The sequence below is a fragment of the Amycolatopsis sp. cg5 genome, from assembly GCF_041346955.1.
GTDB lineage: Bacteria > Actinomycetota > Actinomycetes > Mycobacteriales > Pseudonocardiaceae > Amycolatopsis.
In genome coordinates this window covers 2,734,579-2,759,391 of sequence record NZ_CP166849.1, presented here as the reverse complement: position 1 = coordinate 2,759,391, position 24,813 = coordinate 2,734,579, and the positions used below count along the sequence as shown (strand labels likewise).

Here is a 24,813-nt window from a genome sequence, read left to right as displayed (position 1 = left end):
ATCGGGCGGGTATGGTGAAGAGATGTGCGTCTGCCTGGTAGCGCCGATCTTCGGCGATCACTCCTACCGGTGCGATTTCTACGGCTGAGGACGTTCTGTCCGTCCTGACCCGAATCCGTTGGAAATCGAAAGAGAGCACAGCCATGCCCGAAACCGTCGCGTCCACGAACTGGGCGTTGAAGCACATGCCACTGACCACTCTCGCCGTCCGCGAGCTCCAGCCCTTGTTGACCGGCAAGCGCCTGGCCATGTGCCTGCACGTCGAACCGAAGACCGCCGCGCTGGTCACCCTGCTGGTCGAGGCCGGAATGGACGTCCACCTCACCGGCTCGCCGGGCACCACGCACGACGACGTCGCCGCCGGGCTCCAGGACCTCGGCGTCTCCGTTTTCACCCGGCGAAGCGACGACGAGCGCGACCATGTCCGCAACATCGCGCGGGTACTCGAGTGCGATCCCGACATCACCCTGGACAACGGCGCGGACCTGACGATGTCCCTGCTCGCGTCAGGGACACGGGCCGGCTATCTCGGTGGCACCGAGGAGACCACCACCGGCGGGCTGCGGCTCCGCGAAACCGTCGCCGAGCTGGGCAAACCGGTGATCGTGATCAACGACTCGCCGTTGAAGCTGATGGTCGAGAACGAGTTCGGCGTCGGCCAGAGCGTCGTGCAGGGCTTCATGAACGCGACCAACCTGATGGTCCCCGGCACCCGCGCGGCCGTGCTCGGCTACGGGCCGTGCGGCAAGGGCGTCGCCGACACGCTGAGCAAGCTCGGCGCCAGGGTCTCGGTGTGCGACACCGACCCGATGCGCGCGCTGCACGCGATCCTCAACGGCCACCAGGTCGGCCCGGCCGCCGAGGTGCTGGCGGACGCGAAGGTCGTGTTCACCGCGACCGGCCGTGAAGGTGTCATCGGCGCGGCGGAACTCGCCGCGCTGCCGGACGGCGCGGTGCTCGCCGGCGTCGGCCATTTCGCTTGGGAGATCGACAAAGCCGCGCTGAAGGCCGCGACGGTCCGCACGGTCGAGTACGCCGAACCGGCGCGACGCACCGGCTATGTGCTGCGCGGCGGCCGCGAGATCGTGCTGCTCGACCAAGGCCGCATGCTCAATCTGACGGCCGCCAACGGAAACTCCATCCAAGCGATGGACCTGGGCCTCACGCTCCAGGCCCGCAGCCTCGGCGCGGTCTGCGCGGGCGGGCTCGCCCCCGAGGTCCAGCCGGTGCCGTCGGACGTCGAACGGCGCATCGCCACCGATCTGGTCAGCCTGCTGGCCTGACTTCCGAAACCCCGCGGTCGGCGGCTGTGCCGGGTGAGTCGATCACCCTAGGCTTGGCCGCCTACCAAGGAGGTTCGTTGCGCAGGACATGGGGCCGGCCAGTGAAAACGCTTCTGGCCGTTGCGATCGGGCTCACGATGGCGGTCAGCGCTCCCGCCGCCGAAGCGAAACCGGACGGTCTCACCGTCCCGAAGCTGGATTGGCGCCCGTGCGCCCAGAACCCCGGCTTCGACTGCGCGACGGCCACGGTGCCGCTGGACCACGACCAGCCGACCGGGCCGGTCACGCACGTCGCGCTGAACCGGAAGGCGGCGCCCGACCAGGCACACCGCATCGGCTCGGTGTTCCTCAACCCCGGCGGGCCGGGCGGCTCGGGCGTCGCCTTCGCGTTCGACTTCGCCGACCAGCTTTCCGCCTCGCTGCAAGGCAAGTTCGACGTCGTCGGCTTCGACCCGCGCGGGATCGGCGCCTCGGACCCGTTGCACTGCTTCGCCGGCCAGGCGGAAAGCACCGCGTTCCTCAACGCGGTGCCCGGCTTCCCCTACCTGCGTGAGCAGGAGCGGCCGTTCTTCGACCATTACCGCTCACTGGGCGAAAAATGCCGGAAGAACGACGCCACCATCACCAAGCACATGAGCACGGCCGACGTCGCGCGCGACCTCGACCTGCTGCGCCGCGCGGTCGGCGACAAGAAGCTGACCTACCTCGGCTTCTCGTACGGGTCGTTCCTCGGCAACACCTACGCGAACCTGTTCCCGGACAACATCAGGGCGCTCGTCATCGACGGCGTGCTGGACCCGGCACTGTGGTCGGCCGGCGGCCAGATCCTGTCCGACCGCACCAACACGGCGCTGGAGTTCAAGGAATTCCTGCGACTGTGCGACGAAGCGGGCGCGGCCTGCCCGTTCGCGACACCGCAGGGTTCGGCCGCCCGCTGGGAAGCACTCGCCAAGAAGGTCCACGAGCACCCCGTCGACCTCGGCGACGGCGAGACGCTCACCTACGACGGCCTGATCAGCACGGCGGGCAGCGCGATGTACTCACCCGAGAGCTGGCCCGACTTCGCCGCGGTGGCGAACTTCTTCGCCAACGCCGCGCTCGGCGACAAGCCCGCGGCATCGAAGTCGGCCGCTCGCGAAGCCGACTACGACAACGGTTTCGACGCCTACAACGGCAACGTCTGCGCCGACATCCGGTTCCCCGCCTCGTTCGAGTCCTACCGCGCGATCGGCAAGTTCGCCGAAGCAGGCTCGCGCTTCGGCCCGTTCTGGTGGTGGGGCAACGCGGCCTGCGCCGACTGGCCGGTCAACCAGGACCGGTACACCGGGCCCTGGCGTACCAAGACCTCGGCCCCCGTCCTGGTGGTGGGCAACTACTTCGACGGTGTCACCAGCTTCGCGGGCGCGCAGGCGAGCAACCGGATGCTGGAAGGCAGCAGGCTGCTCGCCTACGCGGGCTGGGGTCACACGGCGTACGGGCGCAGCTCGTGCGTGACCGCGTACGTCGACCACTACCTGCTCAACGGCGCACTGCCCGCCGCGGGAACCGTCTGCCCGGCCAACCCGAACCCGTTCCTGCCGTCGCTCAAGTCTGCGGGGCCGGTGGCGGGCAAACCCCCGGCCCGCAGGTAAGGGCTCGTGCGCGTTGCGGGCGGTTCTAACCGCCCGCAACGCGCACGACCCCGGGTTCTTTGGGGCAAGCCGGATGTCCTTTCGGGCAAAGAAAAGCCGCCGCCCATGGACGGGCGGCGCCGGACACGTTGCCGGACCACGGATTAGCACTCCGGTGCCTTACCACTCAGCCAGCCCTCCCTGTCCTGCGTAGCGCGTGCGGGGATCGAACCCGCGTCCCCGGACTGAGACTCCGGGATCCTTTCCACTGGACCAACGCGCCTTGGTGCCCCTGCCAGGATTCGAACCTGGGACCTCCGCATCCGTAATGCGGCGCTCTGTCCCGCTGAGCTACAGGGGCGTGCTCGCCTGGCCTCGCTCATGGCGACGGCGCGGCGAACGGCAAAATGGCTTGTACAAACGGCGTCTCAACAAAAAAGCCGCCCAGATCAGGCGGCTTCTGCGACATGAGAGATCTAGCTCATGACGAGGAGCGCCTTCGGGAGGCTCGCTCTGAACTCGTCATGACCTTGTCTTCCTGTCGTTGGACCGTGTGCAGTCATCATGACCGGCCACCCGGCGCAGCGTCAACGCATTTACCGCGCGCCCGTCCGAAATTCACCAGGCGATACTTTTTTCGAAGTAAAAATTAACGCTTGACGGGGGCGCTTCCAGCGGTGACGATCAGGCACGGTTCCCCCGACGGCTTCGCAGAATGGACTGCCCATGGCCAGATTCTCGCTCGCCCGCTCACGGATCGGCCGGGGCACGTTCGCCTTACTGGCCGGTGCGCTACTCCTGGGTGGCACGGCCACGGCCACCGCCGCACCCAAGCCGCCGGGCCAGCCCGTCATCGGGCAGCCCGATCGCGACTTCCGAGGCTGCGCGCGCATCGAGAACAGCCTGAAGCCGCTCGCCGACTGGCCCAAGGTCAAGAGCCAGGTCGAGAAGAACCCGCGTGACGAGCGCCGGATCGCCCAAATGCTCGCCGGTATGACGCTCGCCGAGAAGATCGGCCAGATGACGCAGCCGGAGATCGCCGCGATCACGCCGGACGAGGTCAAGCAGTACGCGATCGGCTCCGTGCTCAACGGCGGCGGCTCGTGGCCTGGCAAGGACAAGCACGCCACCCAGGCGTCGTGGCTGGCCGCCGCCGACGCGTACTGGCAGGCGTCGGTCAGCACCCGCACCAAGATCCCGGTCATCTGGGGCATCGACGCGGTGCACGGCAACAACAACGTCTACGGCGCCACCGTCTTCCCGCACAACATCGGCCTCGGCGCCGCGCACGACCCGTGCCTGGTCCGCGACATCGCCGGCGCCACCGCCCGCCAGATCCGCGCCACCGGCCAGGACTGGGCCTTCTCCCCCACCCTCGCCGTCGTCCGCGACGACCGCTGGGGCCGCACTTACGAGGGCTTCTCCGAGGACCCGCGCATCACCCGCGCGTACGGCTACGAGGCCATCAACGGCCTGCAGGACGGCGCCACCCGCCGCATCGGCGAGGACGGCGTGATCGCCACCGCCAAGCACTTCATCGGTGACGGCGGCACGGCCAAGGGCCAGGACCAGGGCGTCAACCCGTCGACAGAGGCCGAGATGATCAACATCCACGGCCAGGGCTACTACGGCGCGCTCGCCGCGGGCACGCAGACCGTGATGGTCTCGTTCAACAGCTGGACCAACGCCGACGCGGGCATCAACGAGGGCAAGCTGCACGGCAGCGACAAGGCGCTCAACCAGATCCTCAAGAACAAGATGGGCTTCGACGGCCTGGTCGTGTCCGACTGGAACGGCATCGGCCAGGTCACCGGCTGCACCAACGCGAGCTGCCCGCAGGCGATCAACGCGGGTATCGACGTGATCATGGTCCCGGCCGACTGGAAGGCCTTCATCACCAACACCACCGCGCAGGTGCAGAGCGGGCAGATCCCGATGGCCCGCATCGACGACGCGGTGACCCGGATCCTGCGCGTCAAGCTGCGCGCCGGCCTGTTCGACGCGCCGAAGCCGTCGGCCCGTGAGCACGCCGACTCCCCGGCCGCGCTGCAGGACCGCAGGCTCGCCCGCGACGCCGTGCGCGACTCGCAGGTGCTGCTCAAGAACAACAACAAGGTGCTCCCGCTGTCGCCGCGCTCGAAGGTGCTGGTGGTCGGCAAGAGCGCGGACAGCCTGCAGAACCAGACCGGCGGCTGGACGCTGACCTGGCAGGGCACCGGCAACACCAACGCCGACTTCCCGAACGGCACGAGCATCCTCGGCGGCCTGCGTGAGAACCTCGGCGCCGCCAACGTCACCTTCGACGAGAAGGGCACCGTCGACCCGAAGGGCTTCGACGCGGTCATCGCCGTCATCGGCGAGACCCCGTACGCCGAGGGCAACGGCGACCTGACCCGCAAGACGCTCGAAGCGGCCAAGCTGTACCCCGAGGACCTCGCCGTGCTGGACAAGGTCAGCGGCAAGGGCACCCCGGTCGTCACCGTGTACGTCGGCGGCCGCCCGCTGTACATGAACAAGGAGATCAACCGCTCCGACGCGTTCGTCGCGGCCTGGCTGCCGGGCACCGAGGGCGCGGGCGTCGCCGACAAGCTCGTCCGCGGCTGGAACAACCGCGGCGGCTACAGCGGCACGCTGCCGTACTCGTGGCCGAAGAGCGCCTGCCAGTCCCCGCTGAACCCCGGCACCGCGGACTACGACCCGCAGTTCGCGCTCGGCTACGGCCTGCGCGACTGGCAGAACAAGCCGATCGGCAAGCTCGACGAGACCTCGTTCCCCGGCACCAATTGCGCCTCACCGGGTGGTGGCGGCAACGCGACCGAGGACCTGGAGCTCTTCAACCGCCAGGACATCGCGCCGTACAAGGGTTTCATCGGCTCGGCCGAGAACTGGGGCGGCACCGAGATCGGCCCGGACGGCACCGCGTCGCACGCCGAGATCAACGTCGTCCAGTCCGACGTCAACGTCCAGCAGGACGGCCTCAAGGCGACCTGGACGGGCACCGGCCCCGCGCAGATCTACCTGCAGAACACCGGCGGCCCCAGTGACCTGCGCGGCTACCCGAACGCCGACGGCGCTTTGGAATTCGACACGATCGTCCACGCCGCGCCGGCCAACCGGACGGTGCTGAGCGTCCACTGTGTCTACCCGTGCTTCACCGAAGTCAACGCCACCAAGCTGTTCACCGACTTGGCGGGCGCGGGCAAGTCCACAGTGAAGATCCCGCTGGCGTGCTTCGCGAACGGCATGGACTTCGAGAACGTCAACACGCCGTTCCTGGTCTACACCGACGGGGGCTTCTCGGCCTCGTTCGCGAACGTCCGCTGGGTACCCAAGGGGGCGAAGGATCCGGACGCGAAGTCCTGCTCGGACCTGACCTAGCTCGACCAGGGTCGTGAGTGGTATGGCCGGTTCTAACCGGTCATACCACTCACGACCCAATTGGTAACGAGCCTTTACTAGACTCGGGTCATGCTCAACGGGGCGGTGACCGGGTCGCTGGTCAAGGAGTTGAACTCGCAGGCCGTCTACCAGGCGGTCCGGCAGCTCCACCCCGTTTCCCGTGCCCAGCTCGCCCGCGAACTGGGCACCTCCAAGCCGACCACCGGCCGGTCCATCGAGACCCTGCTCGCGGCAGGCCTCATTCAGCAGGCCCCGCCGCCGCCGGGCGAGACCGGCTACGGCGCCGTCTTCTTCGAGCCGTGTCCGGGCGCGGCCACCGTGCTCGGTCTCGACATCGGCAGCCGCTTCCTCCGCGGTGTGCTGGCCGACCTGTCCGGCGCCGAACTCGCCAGGCTCGACCTCTCGCTCAAGCGGTGCGACCGCGACGAAGTGGTCGCCAAATCCTTGCGGCTCAAGAAAGAACTCGCCGAACGGGCAGGCGTCGCCGTCACCGCGGCCACGGTCGGGGTCGGCGGCGTCGTCGATCCGCGGACCGGCGCGATCCGCGTCGCCAACCAGCCCGACCTGAACGGCTTCGCGGCCGCGGCCGATCTCGGCGCGGCGCTGGACATACCGGTCACCGTCGAGAACGACGTCAACCTCGCGGCCGTCGGCGAAGGCCGTCACGGCGCCGGCGAAGGTGTCGACGACTTCGCCTTCCTCGAAGTCGGCAGCGGTGTCGGCGCCGGACTGGTCCTTTCCGGACGGTTGCGCCGCGGCCACAACGGAGCGGCGGGCGAAATAGATTTCGTCAGGCCAGGCTGGGAATTCAATCCCCACAGCCCGGCGGCGGACGCGCTACTCGCGCACGCCGAACGCCGGCTGACCCAGGTGATGGACAGCGCACTGCGCAGCCCGTTGACCACCGAGGCCATCATGGACGCCGCTCGCGCCGGCGACCGCTTGGCCGCCTCACTCGTCAAACTGGAAGCCGAGCGCATCGCCACCTACGCCGCCCAGCTGACCAAGGTCGCCGACCTCGAGCTCATCGTGCTCGGCGGCGGGCTCGGGCAGAACGGCGACCTGCTGCTGGACCCCGTGCGCGCCGGGCTCGAGCAGCTGACCCCGTATCCACCGCGAGTCGAGATCTCCCGGCTCGGGATGGCGGCCACGCTCACCGGTGCGGTGACGCTGGGCCTGGAAGGAATTCTCGAAGACCTGGTGCTCAGCAGGCTAGCCGCGGCTGGGTAAAAGCAGGAAAACCATTGGTCGTGCGATCCGCCGCCTCGCACCTGTAGTTCGTGGAGGGCTCATGACCTTGCTTTTTCGTGCTGCCGCGGTTCTGGCGGCGGTGCTGGTGGCCGGGACCGCCGTCCCGGCCGGCAGTACCGCCGCCGTCTCCGCCGATCTGCTGAACGGGCACAACTGGTCGCAGTTCGCCGGTGCGCGGCCGACCTCGTCCGGGGTGGTGATCACCCCGCTCGACCGCTGGATCACCGCCACCGAAGGCGCGCGGCTCCAGCCCAATCCCCCGGTCAACCTGGCCGGTCCCCGGCTCGACGTGAGCGGCGACTTCCAGGTCGACGCCACACTGTCCGGAGTGGACGGTAAGGCCGCCTATTTCCAGCTCTACGGCAAGGTTCCCGTCATCTACGACGAGTGGCGTCAGGAACCGCCGAGCGTGCGGACCGGCATCGTCGGCGGCAAACTGCAGATCGCCGTCTGGGACGGCAAGTCCGACAAGGCGGCCGAGACCAAGACGTTCGGCTCGGGGCTTTCCGGCGACGTGTCACTGTCGATCCGCCGCAGCGGCGGCTCGGTCAAGGTCTTCGTCGGCGGTGAGCAGCTCGGTTCGGTGTCCGAGCGCGGCGTCTTCGGCGCAGGCACGGTGTGGTTCGGCGCCGACGCCGCGGTGGGCGGCGGCTGGACACTGCGCGCGCTGACCGCCTCCGGCTCGGCGAAGGTCGTGGACGCGCCCGCGTGGAAGCAGCAACCGTCGAGTTCTTCCTTACGTGCCAAGGCCGCCGGTTTGTCACGTCCGATCGGCATCGGCACGGCTGTCGCAAGTGGACCGTTGGTCTCCGATGACGGTTACCGCGCGATCGCCGGGCGCGAGTTCACCGTGCTCACCCCCGAGAACGACATGAAACCCCAGTTCGTGCAGCCGAGCCGCGGCGTTTACGCGTTCGCCGAGGCCGACATGCTCGTGGACTTCGCCCGCGCCAACGACATGGCCGTGCACGCGCACACCCTGGTCTGGTTCGAGGCGCTCCCCAGCTGGATGCGCTCGGCCAGCGACAAGAAAACCGTGATGCTGGACCACATCAAGACCGTCGCCGGGCACTTCAAGGGCAGGGTCGCCGAATGGGACGTCGTCAACGAGCCCATCAACGAGGACAACTCCGACGGCCTCGAACACAACCTCTGGCATCAGGCCATGGGCGCCGACTACATCCCGCAGGCCTTCCGCGCGGCCCGCGCCGCCGACCCGAACGCGGTGCTCTACCTCAACGAATACGGCGCCGAGCAGGACGGCGGCCGCTGGGACGCGCTGTACAAGCTGGTGAAGAAACTGCGCGCGGACGGCGTGCCCATCGACGGCGTCGGCCTCCAGAACCACGAATACGAAAAGGGCGACCGCACCCCGCCGGAGACCTTCCGCAAACACGTCCGCGCACTGGCGGCACTGGGACTCAAGGTCCGCATCTCGGAGATGGACGTGGTCTCCGGCGGCGACACCACCATGCAGGCCAAGGAGTTCGCGGGCAAACTCGCCGTCTGCCGTGACGAGCCGAACTGCACGACCTTCGGCGCCTGGGGCTTCACCGACCGCTACGGCTCCACCGCCGACGCGGGCAAGTACCCCGTCGGCCCCGGCGACGCGCTCCCCTGGGACAAATCCCTCACCCCCAAGAAGGCGGTCACCTCCCTGCTCGCCGAGCTCCGCTGAGAACCCCGGGATAAAGCGGGCTTTACTCCCCGCGATAAAGCCCGCTTTATCCCCGGGAGTAAAGCGGGCTTTATCCCGGCCCTGGGCTCACAACTGACTCACAACCATGTGGCGCGACCCTCGAGCCATGCGAACAAAACTCAGCATCATCCTCGCGTTGCTCGCGGCGCTCCTTGCCGCGCCGGGGTCAGCGCAAGCGGCATCCCCGGCGAAATGGGGATTCGCCTACGTCGACAACCCGACGGCCACGGCTTGGACCACGCTCGACCCGACACACCAGTGGGGCAGCTGGAAGACCACCGCGCCGGGACTTTCGGCCGAGGGCAGGCTCGTCGGCGGCGTCTATCAGGTCAAGTTCCCCGCCATCGGCACCGGCGGCGCCCGTCCCGTCGGCCTCGCACACGTGACCGCGGTCGGCGGCGGCACCAACAACTACTGTCACCTCGTCCGCTGGTTCCAGGAGGCCGCTGACGAGATCGTCGAAGTCAAATGCCAGGCGGCACGGTCGGTCTCGCCCGCTCCGACGCGGTTCACGGTCGTGTGGACGCTCAGTCCGGGCGTCACCGGCGGCCAGGGCACGCACGCCTACTTCCACTGGGCGACCGGGGAGCGCTACAACTCGACCGGCGGCTCGGTCATGGTGACCGGGACGAATCCCTATCTCGTGCAGTTCACCGGGGTCGGCGCGCCGACCGGGCCGCTCACCGGGAACGTTCAGGTGACCGCGGTCGGCCAGTACCAGCAGGCGTTGCGGTGCAAGGTGATGGAGTGGAAAGGCACGGTCACCGTCTCGGCGTCGGTGTACTGCTTCACCGTCACGGGGCAGGTGCCGTCGGGCGTCGACTTCACCGCGTCGTACCACCGGGAGCGGTCGATCATCGGCGCCGCGCCGCCGGAGCCACCCAAGGCGTTCGGCTATCTGTTGTGCCAGAACGGAACCGTGATAGCCAGGTACCCCGTGGGGGTCGGCTGCGGTCAGGTGGGCCCGGCCAAGTACGCGACCGTGTTCCCCGGCCAGCAGGTCAACGAAACACACGCACAGGTGACCGCTTACGGCCCTGGTCCCGGTGTCGCCGCGCCCGGTGATCCGGCGACGTACTGCACGCTCGCCTCGATCTGGGTGAACGCGCAGCCGCCGGTCAACTGCTTCGACAGCACGGGCAGGCCTTCCCTCAACGGTTTCTTCACCGCGTTCACCACGTCACGGCCCTAGTGCCGCCTTCCTGCGCAGCAGGGAGGCGTGCCGCGCGCGGGCACGGATCAGCAGTGTCGTCGCGGCGGTGACGAGTGCCGCACCCGTCGTCGCCGCGACGACCACGGCGAGAAGGCCGAACGCCACCTGGGTACGCGCGGGCACCGGCTCGGTCACCCACAAGGTCACCACGAGCACCGCGCCGGCGAGCCCGGCCAGCGCCGCGAAGGCGTACCGGATCCGCGCGCCGGGCGTCAGCCGGGCGAGCACCTCGTCGGCGGACAGCGACGGCTGTTCGAAGTCAGTCATGCTGGAACCCCTTCTCGGCCAGACGGGCGCGCAGCATCCCCCGCGCGCGGAAAAGGCGGGACTTGACCGTGCCCGCCGGGACGCCGAGCACGGTCGCGCAGTCGGCCAGCGCAAGATCGAGCAGGTAGACCAGCACGAGCACCTCGCGTTCGACCAACGGCAGCCCGGCGAGACCGGCCAGCAACTCGACCCGGTCGAGCACCGGATCGTCGTCGGCCACGAGCTCCGGCTCCGGCGGGACGCGGTACTCCTCGCGCAGGCGGTTCATCAGCGACCGCCGCGCGATCGTGAACAGCCAGGGCGCGAACCGCTCGGCCTCCTTCAGCCGCGGCAGGCCACGGAGCACGGCGACCCACGTCTCCTGGGTGAGGTCGTCGGCCACCTCGGCGGTGTTCACCATGCGGCGCAGCTAGTTCCACAGCGGCACGTGCCATCGCCGGACCAGTTCCGCGAGCGCGTCACGCTCTCCCAGCTGGCAACGGACCACCAGCAAGGCCTCGTCCACATCGCCTCCCGTTCTCTTCATCGGAACAGTCGGCGAAGCGGCGAACAAGGTTCACGGCGAAGAGCCACCCCGGGAAACCCAGGGTGGCTCTTCACGCTCGACGCGGCTCAGCAGTACAGGTTGCCGCCGGGGTCGACGCCCAGGATCTTGGTGAAGTTGCGGTACGCGCTGACCCTGGCCTCCACCTGGTCCTTGCGCTTGCCGTCGCATTCCAGCGCGCCGTTGATGCTGCGGATCGTCTGGCCGAAGCCCTTGTTCTGCACCATCGCGTCGTGCGGCTTCATGCTGCCCGCGCCGGACTGGGTGTTCCAGAACCACAGCCCGGTCTTCCACGAGATCGCCGCGTCCGTCGCCACCAGGTCCGGCTTCTTCAGCAGGTCGACGCCGAAGCTGTCACCGGCGGCCTTGTAGTTGTAGTTCCAGCTCAGCTGGATCGGCCCGCGGCCGTAGTACTGGTCCCTGCCCGCCGGGCAGCCGCCTGCGGCGCCGGGGTCGCAGTAGTGCGAGTAGTTCGCGGTGTTGTACTCCCTGACCGCCTTGAGCCCGTCGCTCTCGTGGTTGACGTTCGCCAGGAACGCGGCCGCTTCCCGCTTCTTGGTGTCGTCGTTGCCCTCGTTGGCGAACTTCCCGAACGACTTCATCCCGGCCACCAGGCCTTCGTAGGTGTAGAAGCCGTTCCTGTTCGGGAACATCTTGTTGAACTGGTCCTTGTTCACCACGAAGGCCTCTTCGCCCGAGGTGGACGCCGAAGCCAGCGGCGCCGCGACCATCGTCCCCACTGCGAAGAACGTGGCCAGCACAGCAAGCACCCGTTTGACAGACATCGCGAATACTCCTCAGTAAAAAATGGATTCGGCCAATTCGAAGTGGGCCCGCTCCCACCACCGATCTCGGCCGATTCCGAAGCTAGCAACGCCGCGACGAGCCCCACAAGACGTTCGACACCCATCCACACAATCGTGGGGTTTAGGTCGAACCTCGAACCTTTTCCGCACGTCAGACGTGCCCCCGAGGCTGCTCAGCACGTCTACCCAGCGGTAGAGGTTCGCGCTGTCACCCTGACGGGTGGGTGATCTTCCAGGCCGCACCGAACCCATGCCAAGGTCGAATTTCCGAAGCTTTATTAAACGCACTTTCGGGAAATCAGGAGAATGCCGTGCTCGGTAGAATTGCGTCCACAATGGTCCTCGTCGCACTGGCCGGACTGACCGCGACCGGAGTGAGCGCGGCCGACACGCCGCCCAAGGGCCAGAACTGCTGGGCCACCCATTACGGCACGATGCCCGGCGGCGCGCGCACCGCGAACGGCGACCTCTACGACGGCAACCGCGACGCGGCCGCGACCTCGCTCAGCCGCAACCCGCAACTTCCGTTCGGCACCAAGGTGAAGGTCACCAACGTCAAGACCAAGAAGTCGCTGACCGTGGTCATCAACGACCGGGGCACCTACGCCTGGACCAAGGACGTTCCGAAGTGCCTCGACCTCACCGACGGCGCCTTCCAGCGCCTCGGCGGCAAGATCAACCCCGACGACGGCCACATCGTCGTCAAGGAGCAAATCCTCAAGTAGCCCAAGGGGGTCGTGAGTGTTTGGACCGGTTAGAACCGGCCGCATCACTCACGACCCCCTCCGTCAGGCCCGCGGGCGAGGGGTTGGCGGGTGAGTGCGAACTCTGCTCCGCTGGATGCAGCGGAGTTACCACTCGCGGCCTTCGATCGTGAAGCGAGGGGACCCCCGAGTGCCTACTACGCACCGAGGGGCACCCTCACCTCAGCCCGGCACACGCCACATTTGCCACTCACGCTTACTACTGAGGGAAGGGCAAAGGTGGCGCGGTGGTAGCCGACTTCGCCGCGCAGGTGGGTCGTCGAAGGACTCCGCAGCGTGACCTTTTGTCCGCTTTAGTCTTCCTTGACCATATTCTTGGGCTGGTTGGGTCGCTTCGGATGACGTGAACGCCTCGTTCGCAACGTTGTGCGTTGCGAACGAGGCGTTCACGTCATCAGTCGGTGTGTACTGGTGGGTTGCGCGGGGTTTGAGCCGTCAGATGGCCCCAACGCCACATCGTCGAAGCGCCGACCACGCCATGTTTGACTTTCCGCCCAAGAGAACCGCCCGCAACGCGCACCACCCCCAAGGACTCAGCGCGTGCAGCTCAGCACGACGCTGCCGGCGTAGTAGCCGGCGGTGATCCGCGTGGAGTCACTCCAGGTGACCCCGCACTGCGCGGGCGAGTACCGCGCGGCGGCCGCGAAGCCCAGCGTGGTCGTGGTCGCCTTCTGGATCGCTTTCTTCGCCGTGTTTTCGTACGACGTCCAAGTGAACGTCTGGGTTTCCTTCACCGAGACCGAAGCCGACGCCGGCGAGGCCAGGACCATCGGGCCCACTCCGGCAACGGCGGCGAACAACGCGCAGGCCGCAGCCCGCTTCACAATGCTCTTCACTTGCCTTTTCCCCTCTCGAAACAACAATTTCAGGAACAGACCGGGACCCGGATCGTGTCGCCCCGGTAGCGCGGCTCGAGCCGCTCCTCCCCTGCCGGGCCTTCGTAGACGTACGGACCGCTCGCGCTCAAAGCGTGCGAGTACGTGTAGTTGACGTAGACGCACGCGGCCCAGTCAGTCGAAGCCGACGCCGAAGCCGCGTTGACCGAGAAGACACCGGCCACGACGGCGAGCACGGCGACCGTCACCGCCTCCCTGAGCCTCACTTCACACACTCGATCCGCGCGTAGCCCTGGTACCAGTGCGGTTCCGTCGGTTTGACCGCCGTCGTGGTGATCGTGCACTGCGAGTTCTCGTACCCGCCCGTCGCCGCGTTGTGGAAGGCGACGACGACGGCGCGGTTCAGCGCTTCCGACGCGCTGTTGCCGGTGCCCGTCCCGCTGAAGTACTCGCCGCCCGCCGCGCTGGCCGCGGCGGGCAAGACCAGGCAGACGCCGGTGGCGGCGAAGGCCACCACGCAGAACAACTTTCTCATCCGGACACCCCTGTCCCTCACGTGAAGACCCCCTCCGGCCCCACTGATGTCAACTTCGATGAGCGAAGGTCGGCCAGACATTCATCTCAGCTGACGTCCGAATCATGGCCGACAACCCTGCACACTGTCAACTGAGGCAAAGCCGGTTAGACTGGGCATACACCTGAGCTCACGAAAGAGGCCAGCAGATGGAGCAGGAGCCGGGAGCGGGACAGCTCGCCGAGCGGATCGATCACCTGTTCAGCGTCGTGCGTCGCCCGAACGGCGAGCAGCACAGCCACGAGGAGGTCGCCAAGGCGTGCCGGGAGGCGACCGGCGAATCCTTCTCCGCGACCTATCTATGGCAGCTGCGGACCGGCAGGCGGGACAATCCCACCAAACGCCATCTGGAAGCGCTGGCCGCGTTCTTCCAGGTCCCGCCCGCGTATTTCTTCGATGACGAGCAGGGCGACAAGATCGCCCAGGAACTCGAACTGCTCGGCGCACTGCGCAACAACGCGGTCCGTCAAGTCGCTCTGCGTGCCGTCGCGCTTTCGGAAGAAGGTCTTGGCACGGTAAACGACATCATCGATACTATTCAACGGAGGGAAGCGCAGCGGGGGGTGTCCAACGACAACACCGGCTGAAAGGCTTTAGCAGGGGAGGAAAGTGCTGTCCTCGCGGCGTGCACTGTGGAAGCGGTGCAAGGGAATCGTGGCGTCGGTAGAAATACCTACACCATTCGAGATGACCGGATTCCTCGAAACACTCGCGCGGCGGCGCGGGCGGCGAATCGAACTTGTGCCGATGAAGGCGAATTCGGCCGCTCCGTGCGGGGTGCTCGCGGCCACCGATCAGGCCGATTACGTCTTCTACACGACGGAAACCAGCGCGCTGCACCAAGAACACATCCTGTTGCACGAAATCGGTCATTTGCTCTGCGGGCACGCCGGTTCGGATCAGCTCGACGCCGCGGTGCCCGCCGCGCTCATGCCGAACCTCTCCCCCGAGCTCATCCGCCGGGTGCTGGGCCGCACGACCTACGCCGAGGAGCAGGAGCGTGAGGCCGAGCTGGTCGCGTCGCTGATCATGCGCCAGGTGCGCCGTGAGACGCCCACCGCGCACGCCGGCGGGCTCGGCGCGCTCGAAGCCGCGTTCGGGGGCCGGAACGGCAGAGCGGGCAGACGCCGGTGACGCACTACGTCTTCAGCGGGGCGATCCTGCTCGTCGTCGTCTACAAGCTCTTGGTCAACCGCGGCCGCAAGCTGACGCCGGTGCTGAAATACCTGCTCCTGTTCTTCACCAGCCTCGCCGTCGGCATCGTGTTCGTCGCGCCGCCGACGACGGAGCTGATCATGCGGTTCGAGCCGTTCCCGCTCACCGCGCGCCTGCTCGGCAACGCGTTCCAGCTGCTCGCCATGCATTTCCTGGTGCGGCTCGCCGGGTCGACACGCACGCCGGAGCCACGCAGCGGCTTCCGCTATCTGGTCGTGGCCTGGCTGACGATGACCGCGCTGCTGGCCACCACCAGGTTCGACGCCGGCGACGACGGGTTCACCAGGACCAACGCGCTGCGGCCGTCGCTCATCGGCTACCAGCTGGTGCTCTATCTCTACGGCGCGGGCTGCCTGGTCGTGTTCGCCAGGATGATCAACCGCTACGCCGCGGAGTGCCCGCCCGGCCCGTTCCGGGTCGGCCTGCGCACGGTGGCGGCGAGCGCCGTGTGGACGATCTTCTGGGCGACCTGGGCCTGCCTGCCGACGGTGTGGATCCTGCTGACCGGGCTGAGCCGCCAGACGTTCATGGCGGTCAACCTGAACCTCTCCTGGCTGACCGTGGCGTTGTGGATCGTGGGCGCGATGCTCGCCACCTGGGGTGAGCAGCTGGCCCGCCTGCACCGCCGGATCAGTGCGATCCGGCGCTACCGCGCGATGGCGCCGCTGTGGTCGGCGCTGTTCGCCGCGCAGCCCGGCATCGCGCTCACCGGCCTGCCGCGTGACCCCGAGTTCGCCCTCTACCGGCGGATCATCGAGATCCGTGACGGCGTGCTCGTGCTGCGCAGGCACATCCCGCCGCAGGTGGCCGAGTGGGTGCGCGCCCCGCAGAGCCCGGCGACGCTCGAGGCGGCCTCGCTCGCCGCCGCGCTGATCGCCAAGGAGGCCGGGCACAGCTGGCCTGCCGCGCCGCACGCGCCGGCCGCGGTCGACGCCAGCATCGAGTCCGAGACGGCGTGGCTCACCGAGGTCGCGCGCGCGTTCGCGACCTCGCCGGTGGTCGACGAGGTGCGCATGCACACCACGACCAGGTACGGGTCGCACCCCACGGCTGCGTGAGCGTCATCACTGCTGCACAATCCACCGTGAAACGCCCGCCCTGACCGCCCTAGAGGGGGACGAGTGATCCACAAGTTTTCGGTGCGCACGGCCGGTGCCGCGGAGCCCGATGTGGAGCGTGCCGGGCGTGACCTCGGTCTGCCCGATCTGGAGATCTGGCACGACTACTACATCCAGTTCGCCACCGAGCCCGGCACCGAGGGCCTCGCGGCCGTCTGCGACGCGCTGCACGGGCCGATCGGCAAGGTGACTGTCGCCGACGTCGCGCTCGCCGAGGGTGAGGTCCAGGTCGCCTACCGCCGCGGTGTCGTCGACAACGAGAGCGACTCGCTCGTCGCCATGTGCGCGGCGCTCGGCCTCGACGCGGTCGCGGGCAAGATGGCGACCAGCTACAAGTCGTCCTCGCCGAAGCTGGCCGAGATCATCAGGGCCACGCGCTTCAACCAGACGATCGAAGAGCTGCACGAGACCGAGCCGCGCTACGAGACGCTCATGCCCAGCGGGCACTACGAGCCGGCGCGCTACTACGACCTCACCAAGCTCAGCGACGCCGAGCTGGCCGAACTCGGCAAGGCCGAGGGCCGCAACCTCTCGCTCGCGCAGATGCAGCACATCCGGGGCATCCAAGAGCAGCTCGGCACCGAATCGGTCACCGACGTGCTGTTCGAGGCACTCGACGCCCGGTGGAGCGACCACTGCGCGCACACCACCTGGAAGTCGCTCGGCAGCCTGCTCGGGCGCCTGGTCGCGGCGTCGAAGGACACGCAGAACCCCAATATCCTCAGCATGTTCCACGACAACGCCGGTGTCTGGGACTTCTACTCCGGCCACGCGATCGCCGTCAAGGCGGAGACGCACAACGGCCCGTCGGCCATCTCGGCCTACTTCGGCCAGCTGACCAAGCTCGGCGGCGTGCTGCGCGACATCCTCGGCACCGGGCTGGTCGCCGACCCGATCGGCTCGTTCGAGTACACCGCGCTCGGTGTCCCGGAGACGCAGGCGCCGATCGCAGGCCGCCCCGCGCCGAAGCAGATCGCGTCGGACACCATCCGCGCGATCAAGGAGTACGGCAACACCTTCGGCGTGCCGATGACCTACTCCCACATGACCTTCCACCCGGCGTACCGGGCGAAGCCGTTCGCGCTCGGCGGCAGCATCGGCATCATGCCGACCTCGGCCGCGCAGCCGGGCACGCCGCAGCCGGGTGACCTGGTGGTCCTCATCGGCGGCCTGACCGGCAACGAGGGCATGCACGGCGCGTCCGCGAGTTCCGCGGGCAGCACGATGGACGTCACCTCGGTGCAGATCGGCGCGCCGCTGGAGCAGGTCAAGTTCCGCAAGGCGCTGGTCGACCTGCGTGACGCGGGCTGCCTGCGCGCGCTGACCGACGTCGGCGGCGCCGGGCTCAACAGCGCGGTCGGCGAGATCGGCGACCCGGGCGGCGTGTGGATCAACACCGCGCTCGTCCCGCTGAAGACCTCGGCGCTGCCGATGTGGCGGATCCTGCTTTCCGAGTCGCAGGAACGGATGCTGCTCGCGATCCCGCCGTCGGAGTACGCGGAGGCGTCGCGGATCCTCAAGCGCCACCAGGTGCGCACGACCGCTATCGGCCGCTTCACCGACACCGGCCGGTACACCGTCTTCCACCAGCCCGAGCTGACCGAGGCAGGCGTGCTCGCGCAGGCCGAGCCAGGCGAGTTCGGCGAACTCGGCTTCGACGTGCCGTACGGCCTGCTCGACTTCGACATCCCCCGCATCGAGACCGGCCCGGTCCCGGCGATCACCACGCCCGCGCCGTCGTGGCCCGCGATGGGCATCGACGAGGTCGGCAAGCTGCTGGAGCAGGTCGTCGCCGACGCCGAGGTCGCTTCGCAGCACTACGCGGACTCGCAGTACGACTCCACGGTGCAGGGCAACACCTTCTACGGCCCGCAGTACGGCGACCAGCAGCGGGTTTCGACCGGGTACTGGGCCGGGACGCCGGTCGACGGCTCGCGCGCGGCGGCGGTGCTCTCGACCGCCTTCAACCCGTGGCTGTTCGACGTGCACCCGGTCGACGCGCTGCGCCAGATGTTCGTCGACGTGGTCGCCGGTCAGGTGCTGGCGGGCGTCGCGCTCAACGACATCTGCCTGACCGACAACTTCTACACCCCGCACCTGGCCGAGAACTGGCAGGAATGGCTGGTCGGCATGGTCGACGAGCTCGCGGTGCTGGTCCGGCACTTCGGCGTGCCGGTCATCTCCGGCAAGGACTCGTCGGCAGGCTCGACCGCGACCGACGAAGGCGTGGTCAGCGTGCCGCCCGCGGTGTTCCTCACCGCGCTGGGCAAGGCGCCGGACGCCGCCGAGCTGACGCCGGAGCAGTGGACCGGCGCGGGCAGCGTGCTCGCGCTGATCGGCCCGCGGACCCCGTCGCCGGTCGCGACCGTCGCGGGTCGCCTGCTCGGGGTTTCCGAAGGCCCGCTGGACGGGGTCGACTTGTCCACTGTGGACGCTTACCTCGCGGCGCTGGCCGCGAACCGGGGCTCGTTCCGCAGCGCGACCAGGATCGGCCCGGGTGGCGTCGCCGCCGGTCTGGTCAAGGGCGCGCTCGCGAGCGGGCTCGGCGTCGAGCTGAACACCGAAGCGGCGCAGGCGGAACTGCTCTTCGCCGAGCACCGCGCCGGCGCGCTCGTCGAACTCGACGAGGCCACGCTCGCCGCGCTGCCCGAAGCCCTGAACGCCGTCGTGCTCGGGCGTCTGGTCGACGAGACCGGCGTCCGCGTGGCAGGCACCGAATTGCTCACCCCGGCCGTCGCCGACCGCTGGTCCGGTTCGTTCACCGCGAGGATCTCGTGAAGACAACAGTCAACGTCCTGTACCTGCCCGGCACGAACTGCCAGGACGAAACCCTGCGCGCGTTCCGCGACGTCGGCGCCGAGCCGAGGCTGCGCTTCGTCGCCGACGTGCTCGACGGCTCCGAGCGGCTCGACGACGCCGACATCCTGTGCGTGCCAGGCGGCTTCTCGTTCGGTGACCACCTGGGTGGCGGCTCGGTCGCGTCGCTGCTGCTGAAGACGCGGCTCGCCGACCAGTTCAAGGCCTGCCTCACCCGGCCGCTTTTGGGGATCTGCAACGGTTTCCAGATCGCGCTGCGGGCGGGCTGCTTCGGCGAAGGCGTCGCGCTGAAGGTCAACGCGGCGGGCACCTTCCGCAACGAGCCGCACGCACGGCACATCGTCGAGCCGGGCAACGAAAGCCCGTGGCTGACCGGCCTCAGTGGACAGACGCTGGCTTTCCCGTTCGCGCACGGCGAGGGCCGCTTCAGCCACCTGCCCGAGGCGACCGACGGCTGGCAGGCCGCGCTGCGCTACGCGGACGGGTCCGAATTGGACGGTTCGCAGGGCGGCATCGCGGGCATCACCAGCGCCGACGGTCTGGCGTTCGGGCTGATGAACCACCCCGAGCGCGCGATGGACGACGAGATCCGGTTGGCCTTCTTCGAAAACGGTGTTCGCGCCGCTGCGTAACGGCCCCGTTCACCGCAACGGACGCCTGGTACGTACCGGTCCGGCACTGGTAAGAATGGTCGGTGATCTTCTCTGATCTCGACGCTTTCATCACCCACCCCCGGATCACCGGGCTGACGCTGTCCCGTGACGGCTCCCGGCTCGTGGTCTCCGTGGCGGCGCCGAACCGCAAGAAGTCCCGCTACACCACGGCTTTGTGGGCGCTCGACCCCGACGCGGCAGGCTCGGCCAAACGACTGACCCGCAGCGTCGAAGGCGAGTCCGGCGCCGCGTTCACGCCGGGCGGCGACCTGCTGTTCGTGTCGTCGCGCCCGGATCCGGCGGGCGAAAAGTCCGGAACGGCGCTCTGGTGCCAGCCGGCCGACGGTGGTGACGCCCGCGTGCTTGTCGCTCTATCGGGTGACACGCGGGACGTGGTCGTCGCCGCCGACGGGACGGTCGTGTTCGGCTCCGACCTGCATCCGTCGGCCGTCGATGCCGATCATGACAAGGAAATCCGCAAAGAACGCGCGGACGGCGGGGTCACCGCGATCCTGCACGAGGAGTTCCCGGTCCGGTACTGGGACCACGATCTGGGCCCGGCGGCCACGCGCCTGTTCGTGCTGTCCGGCGACGAGCCGCGCGACCTCACCGGGCACGTCGGCCGGGCGTTGAGTTCGAGCGCCGGCTGGGACATCAGCCCGGACGGCCGCACGATCGTCACCGTCTGGATCGTCGCCGAACCGGCTGGCTCGCAACGGTCCACTCTGGTCGCGATCGACGTCGCGACCGGCGAACGCCGGGTGCTCGCCGAAGATCCCGAGCACGAATACGACTCGCCCCGCATCTCCCCCGACGGCACGCGGGTCTCGTTCGGCGTCGAGCGCCGGTTCACCCCAGAGGAGCCGGGCGACCGCTGGCTCGGCGTGCTTCCGTTGGCGGGCGGCGAAATCCGCACGCTGGCCGTCGAGTGGGACCGCTGGCCGCATTCGGCCGTGTGGACACCGGACGGCGCCGCGCTCGTGGTGGTCGCGGACGACAACGGCCGCGCCCCGCTCTGGCGTGTCGACTTGGCGACCGGCGAGCACACCCGCCTGACCGACGACGACGCCGCGTACACCGACGTCCACATCGGACACAACGGCTGGGCGTACGCGTTGCGCGCGGCCGTCGACAGTCCGCCCGCTCCGGTGCGGATCGCTTTGGACGGCTCGAAAATCGAGCTGCTGCCGAGCCCGGTCGAGCCGATCGCGGTACCCGGCAGGCTCGAGGAAGTCGTCACCACGGCCGAGGACGGCACCCGGATCCGGTCCTGGCTCGCGCTCCCCCACGACGCGAGCGCGGCCTCACCGGCGCCGCTGGTGCTCCAGGTGCACGGCGGCCCGGTCCTCTCCCAGAACACGTGGTCGTGGCGCGCGAACCCCTGGCCGTTGGTGGAGCGCGGTTTCGCGGTGCTGCTCCCCGATTTCGCGCTGTCGACCGGCTACGGCCGCGACTTCATCCGCCGCGGCTGGGGTCAGTGGTGCGGCGCCCCGTACACGGACCTGATGACCTTCACCGACGTCACCAGCGCCCGCCCCGACATCGACGGCGACCGCACGGCGGCGATGGGCGGTTCCTTCGGCGGCTACATGGCCAACTGGATCGCCGGCCACACCGACCGCTTCGACGCGATCGTCGCGCACGCCTCGGTCTGGCGGCTCCACGACTCCGCCGAGACCGGCGACATCCCCTGGTTCTTCCACCGCGAGATGACCCCCGAGACGGCCGACGCCCAGTCGCCCCACCATTCGGCCGACGCCATCACCACGCCCATGCTCATCATCCACGGCGACAAGGACTACCGCGTCCCCATCACCGAAGCCACCCGGCTCTGGTGGGACCTCTCCTCCCGCACCAAGGCCGAAACCACCTCGCCCCACAAGTTCCTCTACTTCCCCGACGAGGGCCACTGGATCCTCGCGCCCCACCACGCCAAGCTCTGGTACGCCACCGTCCTCGCCTTCCTCTCCCACCACGTCCTCGACGCCCCCTGGACCCGCCCAGCCCTCCTCGGCTGACCCGCGACGCACGTCCCGACTCCCCAGGCACGCGTGCCGACTCCCCGGGTACGCGTGCCGACTCCCCGGGCACGCCGATGCCATGCGCGTCAGGCATGGCTTTCATGCGGTATCGGCGTTGGACCGGCTGCCCCGCGTGACCCGATCCTGGGGTTACACAAGGGAAGGGAGGCCGGGATGAACGAGTTGGCCGGCGTGATCGTCGGACGGGGTTTCGCGGGGTGGGCGACCGAGCTGGTGCAGGAGTTCCGGGACAACCAGTTCAACGGGAATGTCGGCGGGCGGTTGGTGGAGGAGAGTCCGTGGGCTCGGGTGTGGGACATCCGGCTGGAGCCCGGGGAACGGCTGGCCGCGCATCGGCACGTGCTCGACTACTCGTGGACCGCGGTGACGGCGGGCCGCAGCCGTCAGCACACGGACGACGGCACCACCCGAGAGGTGACTTACCGGGCGGGTGAGAGCCGGGGTTTCACGTTCGGCGAGGACGAATACCTGTTGCACGACTTGGAGAACATCGGCGACACGACGCTCGCGTTCGTGACCGTCGAGCTACTCGGGGACCGGGCGCTGCAGGTGCGGCGGGACGACCGCTGACACGCGGGCGGCCAGCTCGATGAAGGCGGCGGTGACCGGGTCGGGGCGGTGGCGCGTGAACGCCGCGATCGGGCGGCGGACCGCGGGCGCCGGGAAGACGGCGTTCACCGGGTCGGACGGGGCCAGGATGTTCGCGGGCACCAGCGCGGGCCCGAGCCCGGCCGCCGCGAGCCGGGGAGCGGCGCTGGTCTGCGCGGTGCGCACGGCGACGCGGGCGGTGAAACCCGCCGCCGCGCAGGCCTGGTCGACGACCTCCGCGAGGCCGTTGACCGGGTCGTAGTGCACCCAGCGGCGGTCCGCGAGGTCGCTCAACGCGAGCGTGTCCGGGGTCGCCTCGCCCGCGGGCAGTACGACCACGAACTCCTCGACGCCGAGATCGCGGATCGGACCGGCCCAGTCGTCGGGGCGGGGGCCGACGGCGACGTCCGCGAAGCCGTCGCGGACCGACTCCTCCAGCTCGCCACGGTGCGCGAACTCGCTCAACCGCAGCTCGACCTCCGCATGCGCGTGCTGCCACTCACGCACCACCGGCAGCAACGCGCCCAACGTCAGCGACTGGACGACCGCGACGTGCAGTTCGCCCGTCACCAGCCCGGCCGCGCGGTGGCCGACCTCGCGCACGCGGTGCGCTTCGGCCAGCGTCGCGCGGGCGGCGGGCAGGACCGCGCGGCCCACCGGCGTCAGCACGACCTGGCGCGGCAGGCGCTCCAGCAACGGCGCGCCCACGATCCGCTCGAGCTCGCGGACGCTGCGCGACAGCGCGGGCTGCGTCACCAGCAACTCGGCCGCCGCGGCGGTGAACGTGCCGTGATCGACCACCGCGACGAAGCATTCGAGCTGCCGGACCGTGACCATGCACTCAGCTTATACATCGCAGCGATAAGCGGCATTGGACGCATAGCTGCTGGTACTCGAAGCTGGATTCACCAACACCGAAGGAGTTCAGCAATGACCATCGAAGGCAGCCGCGTCGTCGTGATCGGCGCCGGTTCGGGCATCGGGCGCGCCATCGCGCTCGCCGTCGCCAAGGCGGGCGCGACCGTCGTACTGGCCGGACGCGAGCAAGACAAGCTCGGCCGGACCGCGGCCGAGATCGGCGGCGAGGTCACGACGGTCGCCGTCGACCTGGCCGACGAGGACTCGATCGCCGCACTGGCAGCCACAGCGGGACAGGTCGACCACGTGATCAGCACGGCGAGCGCCGCCGCCAACGGCCCGCTGGCCGAGTTGACCAAGCAGGCCATCGACAACGCCTTCGCCGCCAAGGTCACCGGCCCGCTCCTGCTCGCCAAGCACTTCGACGTGACCGGCTCGATGCTCTTCTTCTCCGGCGTCATCGCCTGGCGGCCCGCTCCACAAAGGACGGTCATGGCCACCGCCAACGGCGCGCTGGCTCACCTCGTCCAGGCGCTGGCCGTCGAACTCGCGCCCGTGCGCGTCAACGCGATCTCACCCGGCATCGTCGACTCCGGCGCCTGGGACGGCATGGGCGAGGCCAAGGCCGCCTTCCTCGACTCGGTCGCCGCCAAGAACCCGGCCCGCCGCGTCGGCTCGACCGAAGACCTCACCGAGGCCGCGCTCTTCGCGCTCACCAACCGCTTCACCACCGGCACCGTGCTGCACGTCGACGGCGGCGGCCGTCTCGCCTGAGCAACGGGGGTCGTGAGTGGTATGACCGGTTAGAACCGGCCGTACCACTCACGAGCCCTTGACCGCTTCCTTGCGCGACTGGACCCGGCGGTAGCTCCAGATCAGCAGCGCGAACAGGATGACCGAGGAGATGATCAGGCTCGACCCCGTGCTCCAGCCCGGAAACGGCAGCCACGGGAACGCGCGCAGGCCCCACAGGATGCCGGCGGCGAGCAGGCCGAGTCCGGCGAGCACCGAACCGGCGATGCGCAGCGGCGAGGAGACGCTGTCCTCGGCCGCCTTCATCGCGCGGTCCTGGACGGGGTCGACGAAGCGTTCGAGCGCCGGGAACTCGTTCGCGAGGATGAGGAGCCCGGCGAGCACCAGCAGCAGACCGGGGCCGGGCAGTACCAGCAGGACCACGCCGACGATCACCAGCACACCGCCGGCCACCGTCAACGCCACCCGCTTGACCGGATTGACCGCTGCCACTTGGTTCCTCCTCGAGAAGCTCACGCCGAGA

At 68.9% G+C, this 24,813-nt stretch carries 23 protein-coding genes and 2 tRNA genes; 15 read left to right on the top strand and 10 right to left on the bottom strand.

The genetic code is table 11. The features are described from left to right. Positions 1 to 56: 56 nt before the first annotated feature. Both AB5J62_RS12675 and AB5J62_RS12670 read left to right on the top strand, forming a co-directional pair. On the top strand, positions 57 to 1,283 hold the full coding sequence (locus AB5J62_RS12675) for an adenosylhomocysteinase (RefSeq protein ID WP_370950248.1): 1,227 nt from the start codon (positions 57 to 59) through the stop codon (positions 1,281 to 1,283). A 101-nt stretch (positions 1,284 to 1,384) separates the two neighbouring features. Beyond that, on the top strand, positions 1,385 to 2,914 hold the full coding sequence (locus AB5J62_RS12670) for an alpha/beta fold hydrolase (RefSeq protein ID WP_370948403.1): 1,530 nt from the start codon (positions 1,385 to 1,387) through the stop codon (positions 2,912 to 2,914). A 190-nt stretch (positions 2,915 to 3,104) separates the two neighbouring features. Here AB5J62_RS12670 and AB5J62_RS12665 read toward each other — a convergent pair. Continuing rightward, a tRNA-Glu gene (locus AB5J62_RS12665) sits at positions 3,105 to 3,176 on the bottom strand. Between the two features lies 1 nt (position 3,177). Beyond that, positions 3,178 to 3,254 (bottom strand) — tRNA-Arg (locus AB5J62_RS12660). Positions 3,255 to 3,619: 365 nt separating this feature from the next. On the opposite strand from AB5J62_RS12660, the gene AB5J62_RS12655 reads away from it, so the two are divergent. The 4 genes from AB5J62_RS12655 to AB5J62_RS12640 all read left to right on the top strand — a co-directional run bounded on the left by AB5J62_RS12655 (position 3,620) and on the right by AB5J62_RS12640 (position 10,434). After that, complete coding sequence (locus tag AB5J62_RS12655; RefSeq protein WP_370948402.1) at positions 3,620 to 6,271, top strand: exo 1,3/1,4-beta-D-glucan glucohydrolase; 2,652 nt, start codon at positions 3,620 to 3,622, stop codon at positions 6,269 to 6,271. 90 nt (positions 6,272 to 6,361) lie between these two features. After that, positions 6,362 to 7,522: an ROK family protein gene (locus AB5J62_RS12650; RefSeq protein ID WP_370948401.1), complete on the top strand. Its 1,161-nt coding sequence runs from the start codon at positions 6,362 to 6,364 to the stop codon at positions 7,520 to 7,522. A gap of 61 nt (positions 7,523 to 7,583) precedes the next feature. Then, the gene (locus tag AB5J62_RS12645) at positions 7,584 to 9,221 is read left to right on the top strand and encodes an endo-1,4-beta-xylanase (RefSeq protein ID WP_370948400.1); all 1,638 of its coding nucleotides are present in this window, start codon (positions 7,584 to 7,586) and stop codon (positions 9,219 to 9,221) included. A gap of 127 nt (positions 9,222 to 9,348) precedes the next feature. After that, positions 9,349 to 10,434 (top strand): hypothetical protein, encoded by a 1,086-nt coding sequence (locus AB5J62_RS12640; protein ID WP_370948399.1) that lies wholly within the window; start codon positions 9,349 to 9,351, stop codon positions 10,432 to 10,434. Here AB5J62_RS12640 and AB5J62_RS12635 read toward each other — a convergent pair. From AB5J62_RS12635 to AB5J62_RS12625, 3 genes are all read right to left on the bottom strand, one after another. Then, positions 10,423 to 10,722 (bottom strand): hypothetical protein, encoded by a 300-nt coding sequence (locus AB5J62_RS12635; protein ID WP_370948398.1) that lies wholly within the window; start codon positions 10,720 to 10,722, stop codon positions 10,423 to 10,425. The two genes, AB5J62_RS12640 and AB5J62_RS12635, sit on opposite strands and share 12 nt — an antisense overlap. Continuing rightward, complete coding sequence (locus AB5J62_RS12630) at positions 10,715 to 11,122, bottom strand: RNA polymerase sigma factor (RefSeq protein ID WP_370948397.1); 408 nt, start codon at positions 11,120 to 11,122, stop codon at positions 10,715 to 10,717. Before AB5J62_RS12630 ends, AB5J62_RS12635 begins: the two co-directional genes overlap by 8 nt. Before the next feature lie 212 nt (positions 11,123 to 11,334). Beyond that, entirely contained in the window at positions 11,335 to 12,051 is a 717-nt protein-coding gene (locus AB5J62_RS12625; protein WP_370948396.1) for a chitinase, read from the bottom strand. A 332-nt stretch (positions 12,052 to 12,383) separates the two neighbouring features. Between AB5J62_RS12625 and AB5J62_RS12620 the strand changes: the two genes are divergently transcribed. Beyond that, a complete protein-coding gene (locus AB5J62_RS12620) occupies positions 12,384 to 12,797 on the top strand; it encodes a septal ring lytic transglycosylase RlpA family protein (RefSeq protein ID WP_370948395.1) in 414 nt (137 codons plus the stop codon). 572 nt (positions 12,798 to 13,369) lie between these two features. On the opposite strand, the gene AB5J62_RS12615 is transcribed toward AB5J62_RS12620, so the two are convergent. Genes AB5J62_RS12615 through AB5J62_RS12605 form a run of 3 tightly spaced genes read right to left on the bottom strand, consistent with a single transcriptional unit; the run spans position 13,370 to position 14,207 of the window. Continuing rightward, positions 13,370 to 13,672 (bottom strand): hypothetical protein, encoded by a 303-nt coding sequence (locus tag AB5J62_RS12615; protein WP_370948394.1) that lies wholly within the window; start codon positions 13,670 to 13,672, stop codon positions 13,370 to 13,372. 29 nt (positions 13,673 to 13,701) lie between these two features. After that, a complete protein-coding gene (locus AB5J62_RS12610) occupies positions 13,702 to 13,938 on the bottom strand; it encodes a hypothetical protein (RefSeq protein ID WP_370948393.1) in 237 nt (78 codons plus the stop codon). Beyond that, the gene (locus tag AB5J62_RS12605) at positions 13,935 to 14,207 is read right to left on the bottom strand and encodes a hypothetical protein (RefSeq protein WP_370948392.1); all 273 of its coding nucleotides are present in this window, start codon (positions 14,205 to 14,207) and stop codon (positions 13,935 to 13,937) included. Before AB5J62_RS12605 ends, AB5J62_RS12610 begins: the two co-directional genes overlap by 4 nt. Before the next feature lie 188 nt (positions 14,208 to 14,395). Between AB5J62_RS12605 and AB5J62_RS12600 the strand changes: the two genes are divergently transcribed. The 7 genes from AB5J62_RS12600 (at position 14,396) to AB5J62_RS12570 (ending at position 22,661) form a co-directional block, all read left to right on the top strand. Then, positions 14,396 to 14,833: an XRE family transcriptional regulator gene (locus AB5J62_RS12600; protein ID WP_370948391.1), complete on the top strand. Its 438-nt coding sequence runs from the start codon at positions 14,396 to 14,398 to the stop codon at positions 14,831 to 14,833. Between the two features lie 100 nt (positions 14,834 to 14,933). Further along, positions 14,934 to 15,380, top strand: coding sequence for a hypothetical protein (locus tag AB5J62_RS12595; protein WP_370948390.1), 447 nt, complete (start codon positions 14,934 to 14,936; stop codon positions 15,378 to 15,380). Then, positions 15,377 to 16,519 carry an MAB_1171c family putative transporter gene (locus AB5J62_RS12590; protein WP_370948389.1) on the top strand — a complete coding sequence of 381 codons (1,143 nt, stop codon included), beginning with the start codon at positions 15,377 to 15,379 and terminating at the stop codon, positions 16,517 to 16,519. The genes AB5J62_RS12595 and AB5J62_RS12590 overlap by 4 nt, the downstream gene beginning before the upstream one ends. A gap of 63 nt (positions 16,520 to 16,582) precedes the next feature. Beyond that, positions 16,583 to 19,357 carry an AIR synthase-related protein gene (locus tag AB5J62_RS12585; RefSeq protein WP_370948388.1) on the top strand — a complete coding sequence of 925 codons (2,775 nt, stop codon included), beginning with the start codon at positions 16,583 to 16,585 and terminating at the stop codon, positions 19,355 to 19,357. Then, on the top strand, positions 19,354 to 20,028 hold the full coding sequence (locus tag AB5J62_RS12580) for a phosphoribosylformylglycinamidine synthase subunit PurQ (RefSeq protein WP_370948387.1): 675 nt from the start codon (positions 19,354 to 19,356) through the stop codon (positions 20,026 to 20,028). Before AB5J62_RS12585 ends, AB5J62_RS12580 begins: the two co-directional genes overlap by 4 nt. A 62-nt stretch (positions 20,029 to 20,090) precedes the next feature. Then, a complete protein-coding gene (locus AB5J62_RS12575; protein WP_370948386.1) occupies positions 20,091 to 22,067 on the top strand; it encodes a prolyl oligopeptidase family serine peptidase in 1,977 nt (658 codons plus the stop codon). A 177-nt stretch (positions 22,068 to 22,244) separates the two neighbouring features. Next, complete coding sequence (locus tag AB5J62_RS12570; RefSeq protein ID WP_370948385.1) at positions 22,245 to 22,661, top strand: hypothetical protein; 417 nt, start codon at positions 22,245 to 22,247, stop codon at positions 22,659 to 22,661. On the opposite strand, the gene AB5J62_RS12565 is transcribed toward AB5J62_RS12570, so the two are convergent. After that, entirely contained in the window at positions 22,617 to 23,516 is a 900-nt protein-coding gene (locus tag AB5J62_RS12565) for a LysR family transcriptional regulator (RefSeq protein ID WP_370948384.1), read from the bottom strand. The genes AB5J62_RS12570 and AB5J62_RS12565 overlap by 45 nt on opposite strands. 93 nt (positions 23,517 to 23,609) lie before the next feature. On the opposite strand from AB5J62_RS12565, the gene AB5J62_RS12560 reads away from it, so the two are divergent. Continuing rightward, a complete protein-coding gene (locus AB5J62_RS12560; RefSeq protein ID WP_370948383.1) occupies positions 23,610 to 24,311 on the top strand; it encodes an SDR family oxidoreductase in 702 nt (233 codons plus the stop codon). Positions 24,312 to 24,359: 48 nt separating this feature from the next. Here AB5J62_RS12560 and AB5J62_RS12555 read toward each other — a convergent pair whose 3' ends face one another. Beyond that, positions 24,360 to 24,782, bottom strand: a complete 423-nt coding sequence (locus AB5J62_RS12555) for a PGPGW domain-containing protein (protein ID WP_370948382.1) — start codon at positions 24,780 to 24,782, stop codon at positions 24,360 to 24,362. Positions 24,783 to 24,813: the final 31 nt, after the last annotated feature.

Bases quoted from the DNA above. Each gene is read 5' to 3' on its own strand.
- AB5J62_RS12655 (WP_370948402.1), top strand. From the start codon at position 3,620: ATGGCCAGATTCTCGCTCGCCCGCTCACGGATCGGCCGGGGCACGTTC.
- AB5J62_RS12650 (WP_370948401.1), top strand. From the start codon at position 6,362: ATGCTCAACGGGGCGGTGACCGGGTCGCTGGTCAAGGAGTTGAACTCG.
- AB5J62_RS12645 (WP_370948400.1), top strand. From the start codon at position 7,584: ATGACCTTGCTTTTTCGTGCTGCCGCGGTTCTGGCGGCGGTGCTGGTG.
- AB5J62_RS12640 (WP_370948399.1), top strand. From the start codon at position 9,349: ATGCGAACAAAACTCAGCATCATCCTCGCGTTGCTCGCGGCGCTCCTT.
- AB5J62_RS12635 (WP_370948398.1), bottom strand. From the start codon at position 10,722: ATGACTGACTTCGAACAGCCGTCGCTGTCCGCCGACGAGGTGCTCGCC.
- AB5J62_RS12630 (WP_370948397.1), bottom strand. From the start codon at position 11,122: ATGGTGAACACCGCCGAGGTGGCCGACGACCTCACCCAGGAGACGTGG.
- AB5J62_RS12625 (WP_370948396.1), bottom strand. From the start codon at position 12,051: ATGTCTGTCAAACGGGTGCTTGCTGTGCTGGCCACGTTCTTCGCAGTG.
- AB5J62_RS12605 (WP_370948392.1), bottom strand. From the start codon at position 14,207: ATGAGAAAGTTGTTCTGCGTGGTGGCCTTCGCCGCCACCGGCGTCTGC.
- AB5J62_RS12600 (WP_370948391.1), top strand. From the start codon at position 14,396: ATGGAGCAGGAGCCGGGAGCGGGACAGCTCGCCGAGCGGATCGATCAC.
- AB5J62_RS12595 (WP_370948390.1), top strand. From the start codon at position 14,934: ATGACCGGATTCCTCGAAACACTCGCGCGGCGGCGCGGGCGGCGAATC.
- AB5J62_RS12570 (WP_370948385.1), top strand. From the start codon at position 22,245: ATGAACGAGTTGGCCGGCGTGATCGTCGGACGGGGTTTCGCGGGGTGG.
- AB5J62_RS12565 (WP_370948384.1), bottom strand. From the start codon at position 23,516: ATGGTCACGGTCCGGCAGCTCGAATGCTTCGTCGCGGTGGTCGATCAC.
- AB5J62_RS12560 (WP_370948383.1), top strand. From the start codon at position 23,610: ATGACCATCGAAGGCAGCCGCGTCGTCGTGATCGGCGCCGGTTCGGGC.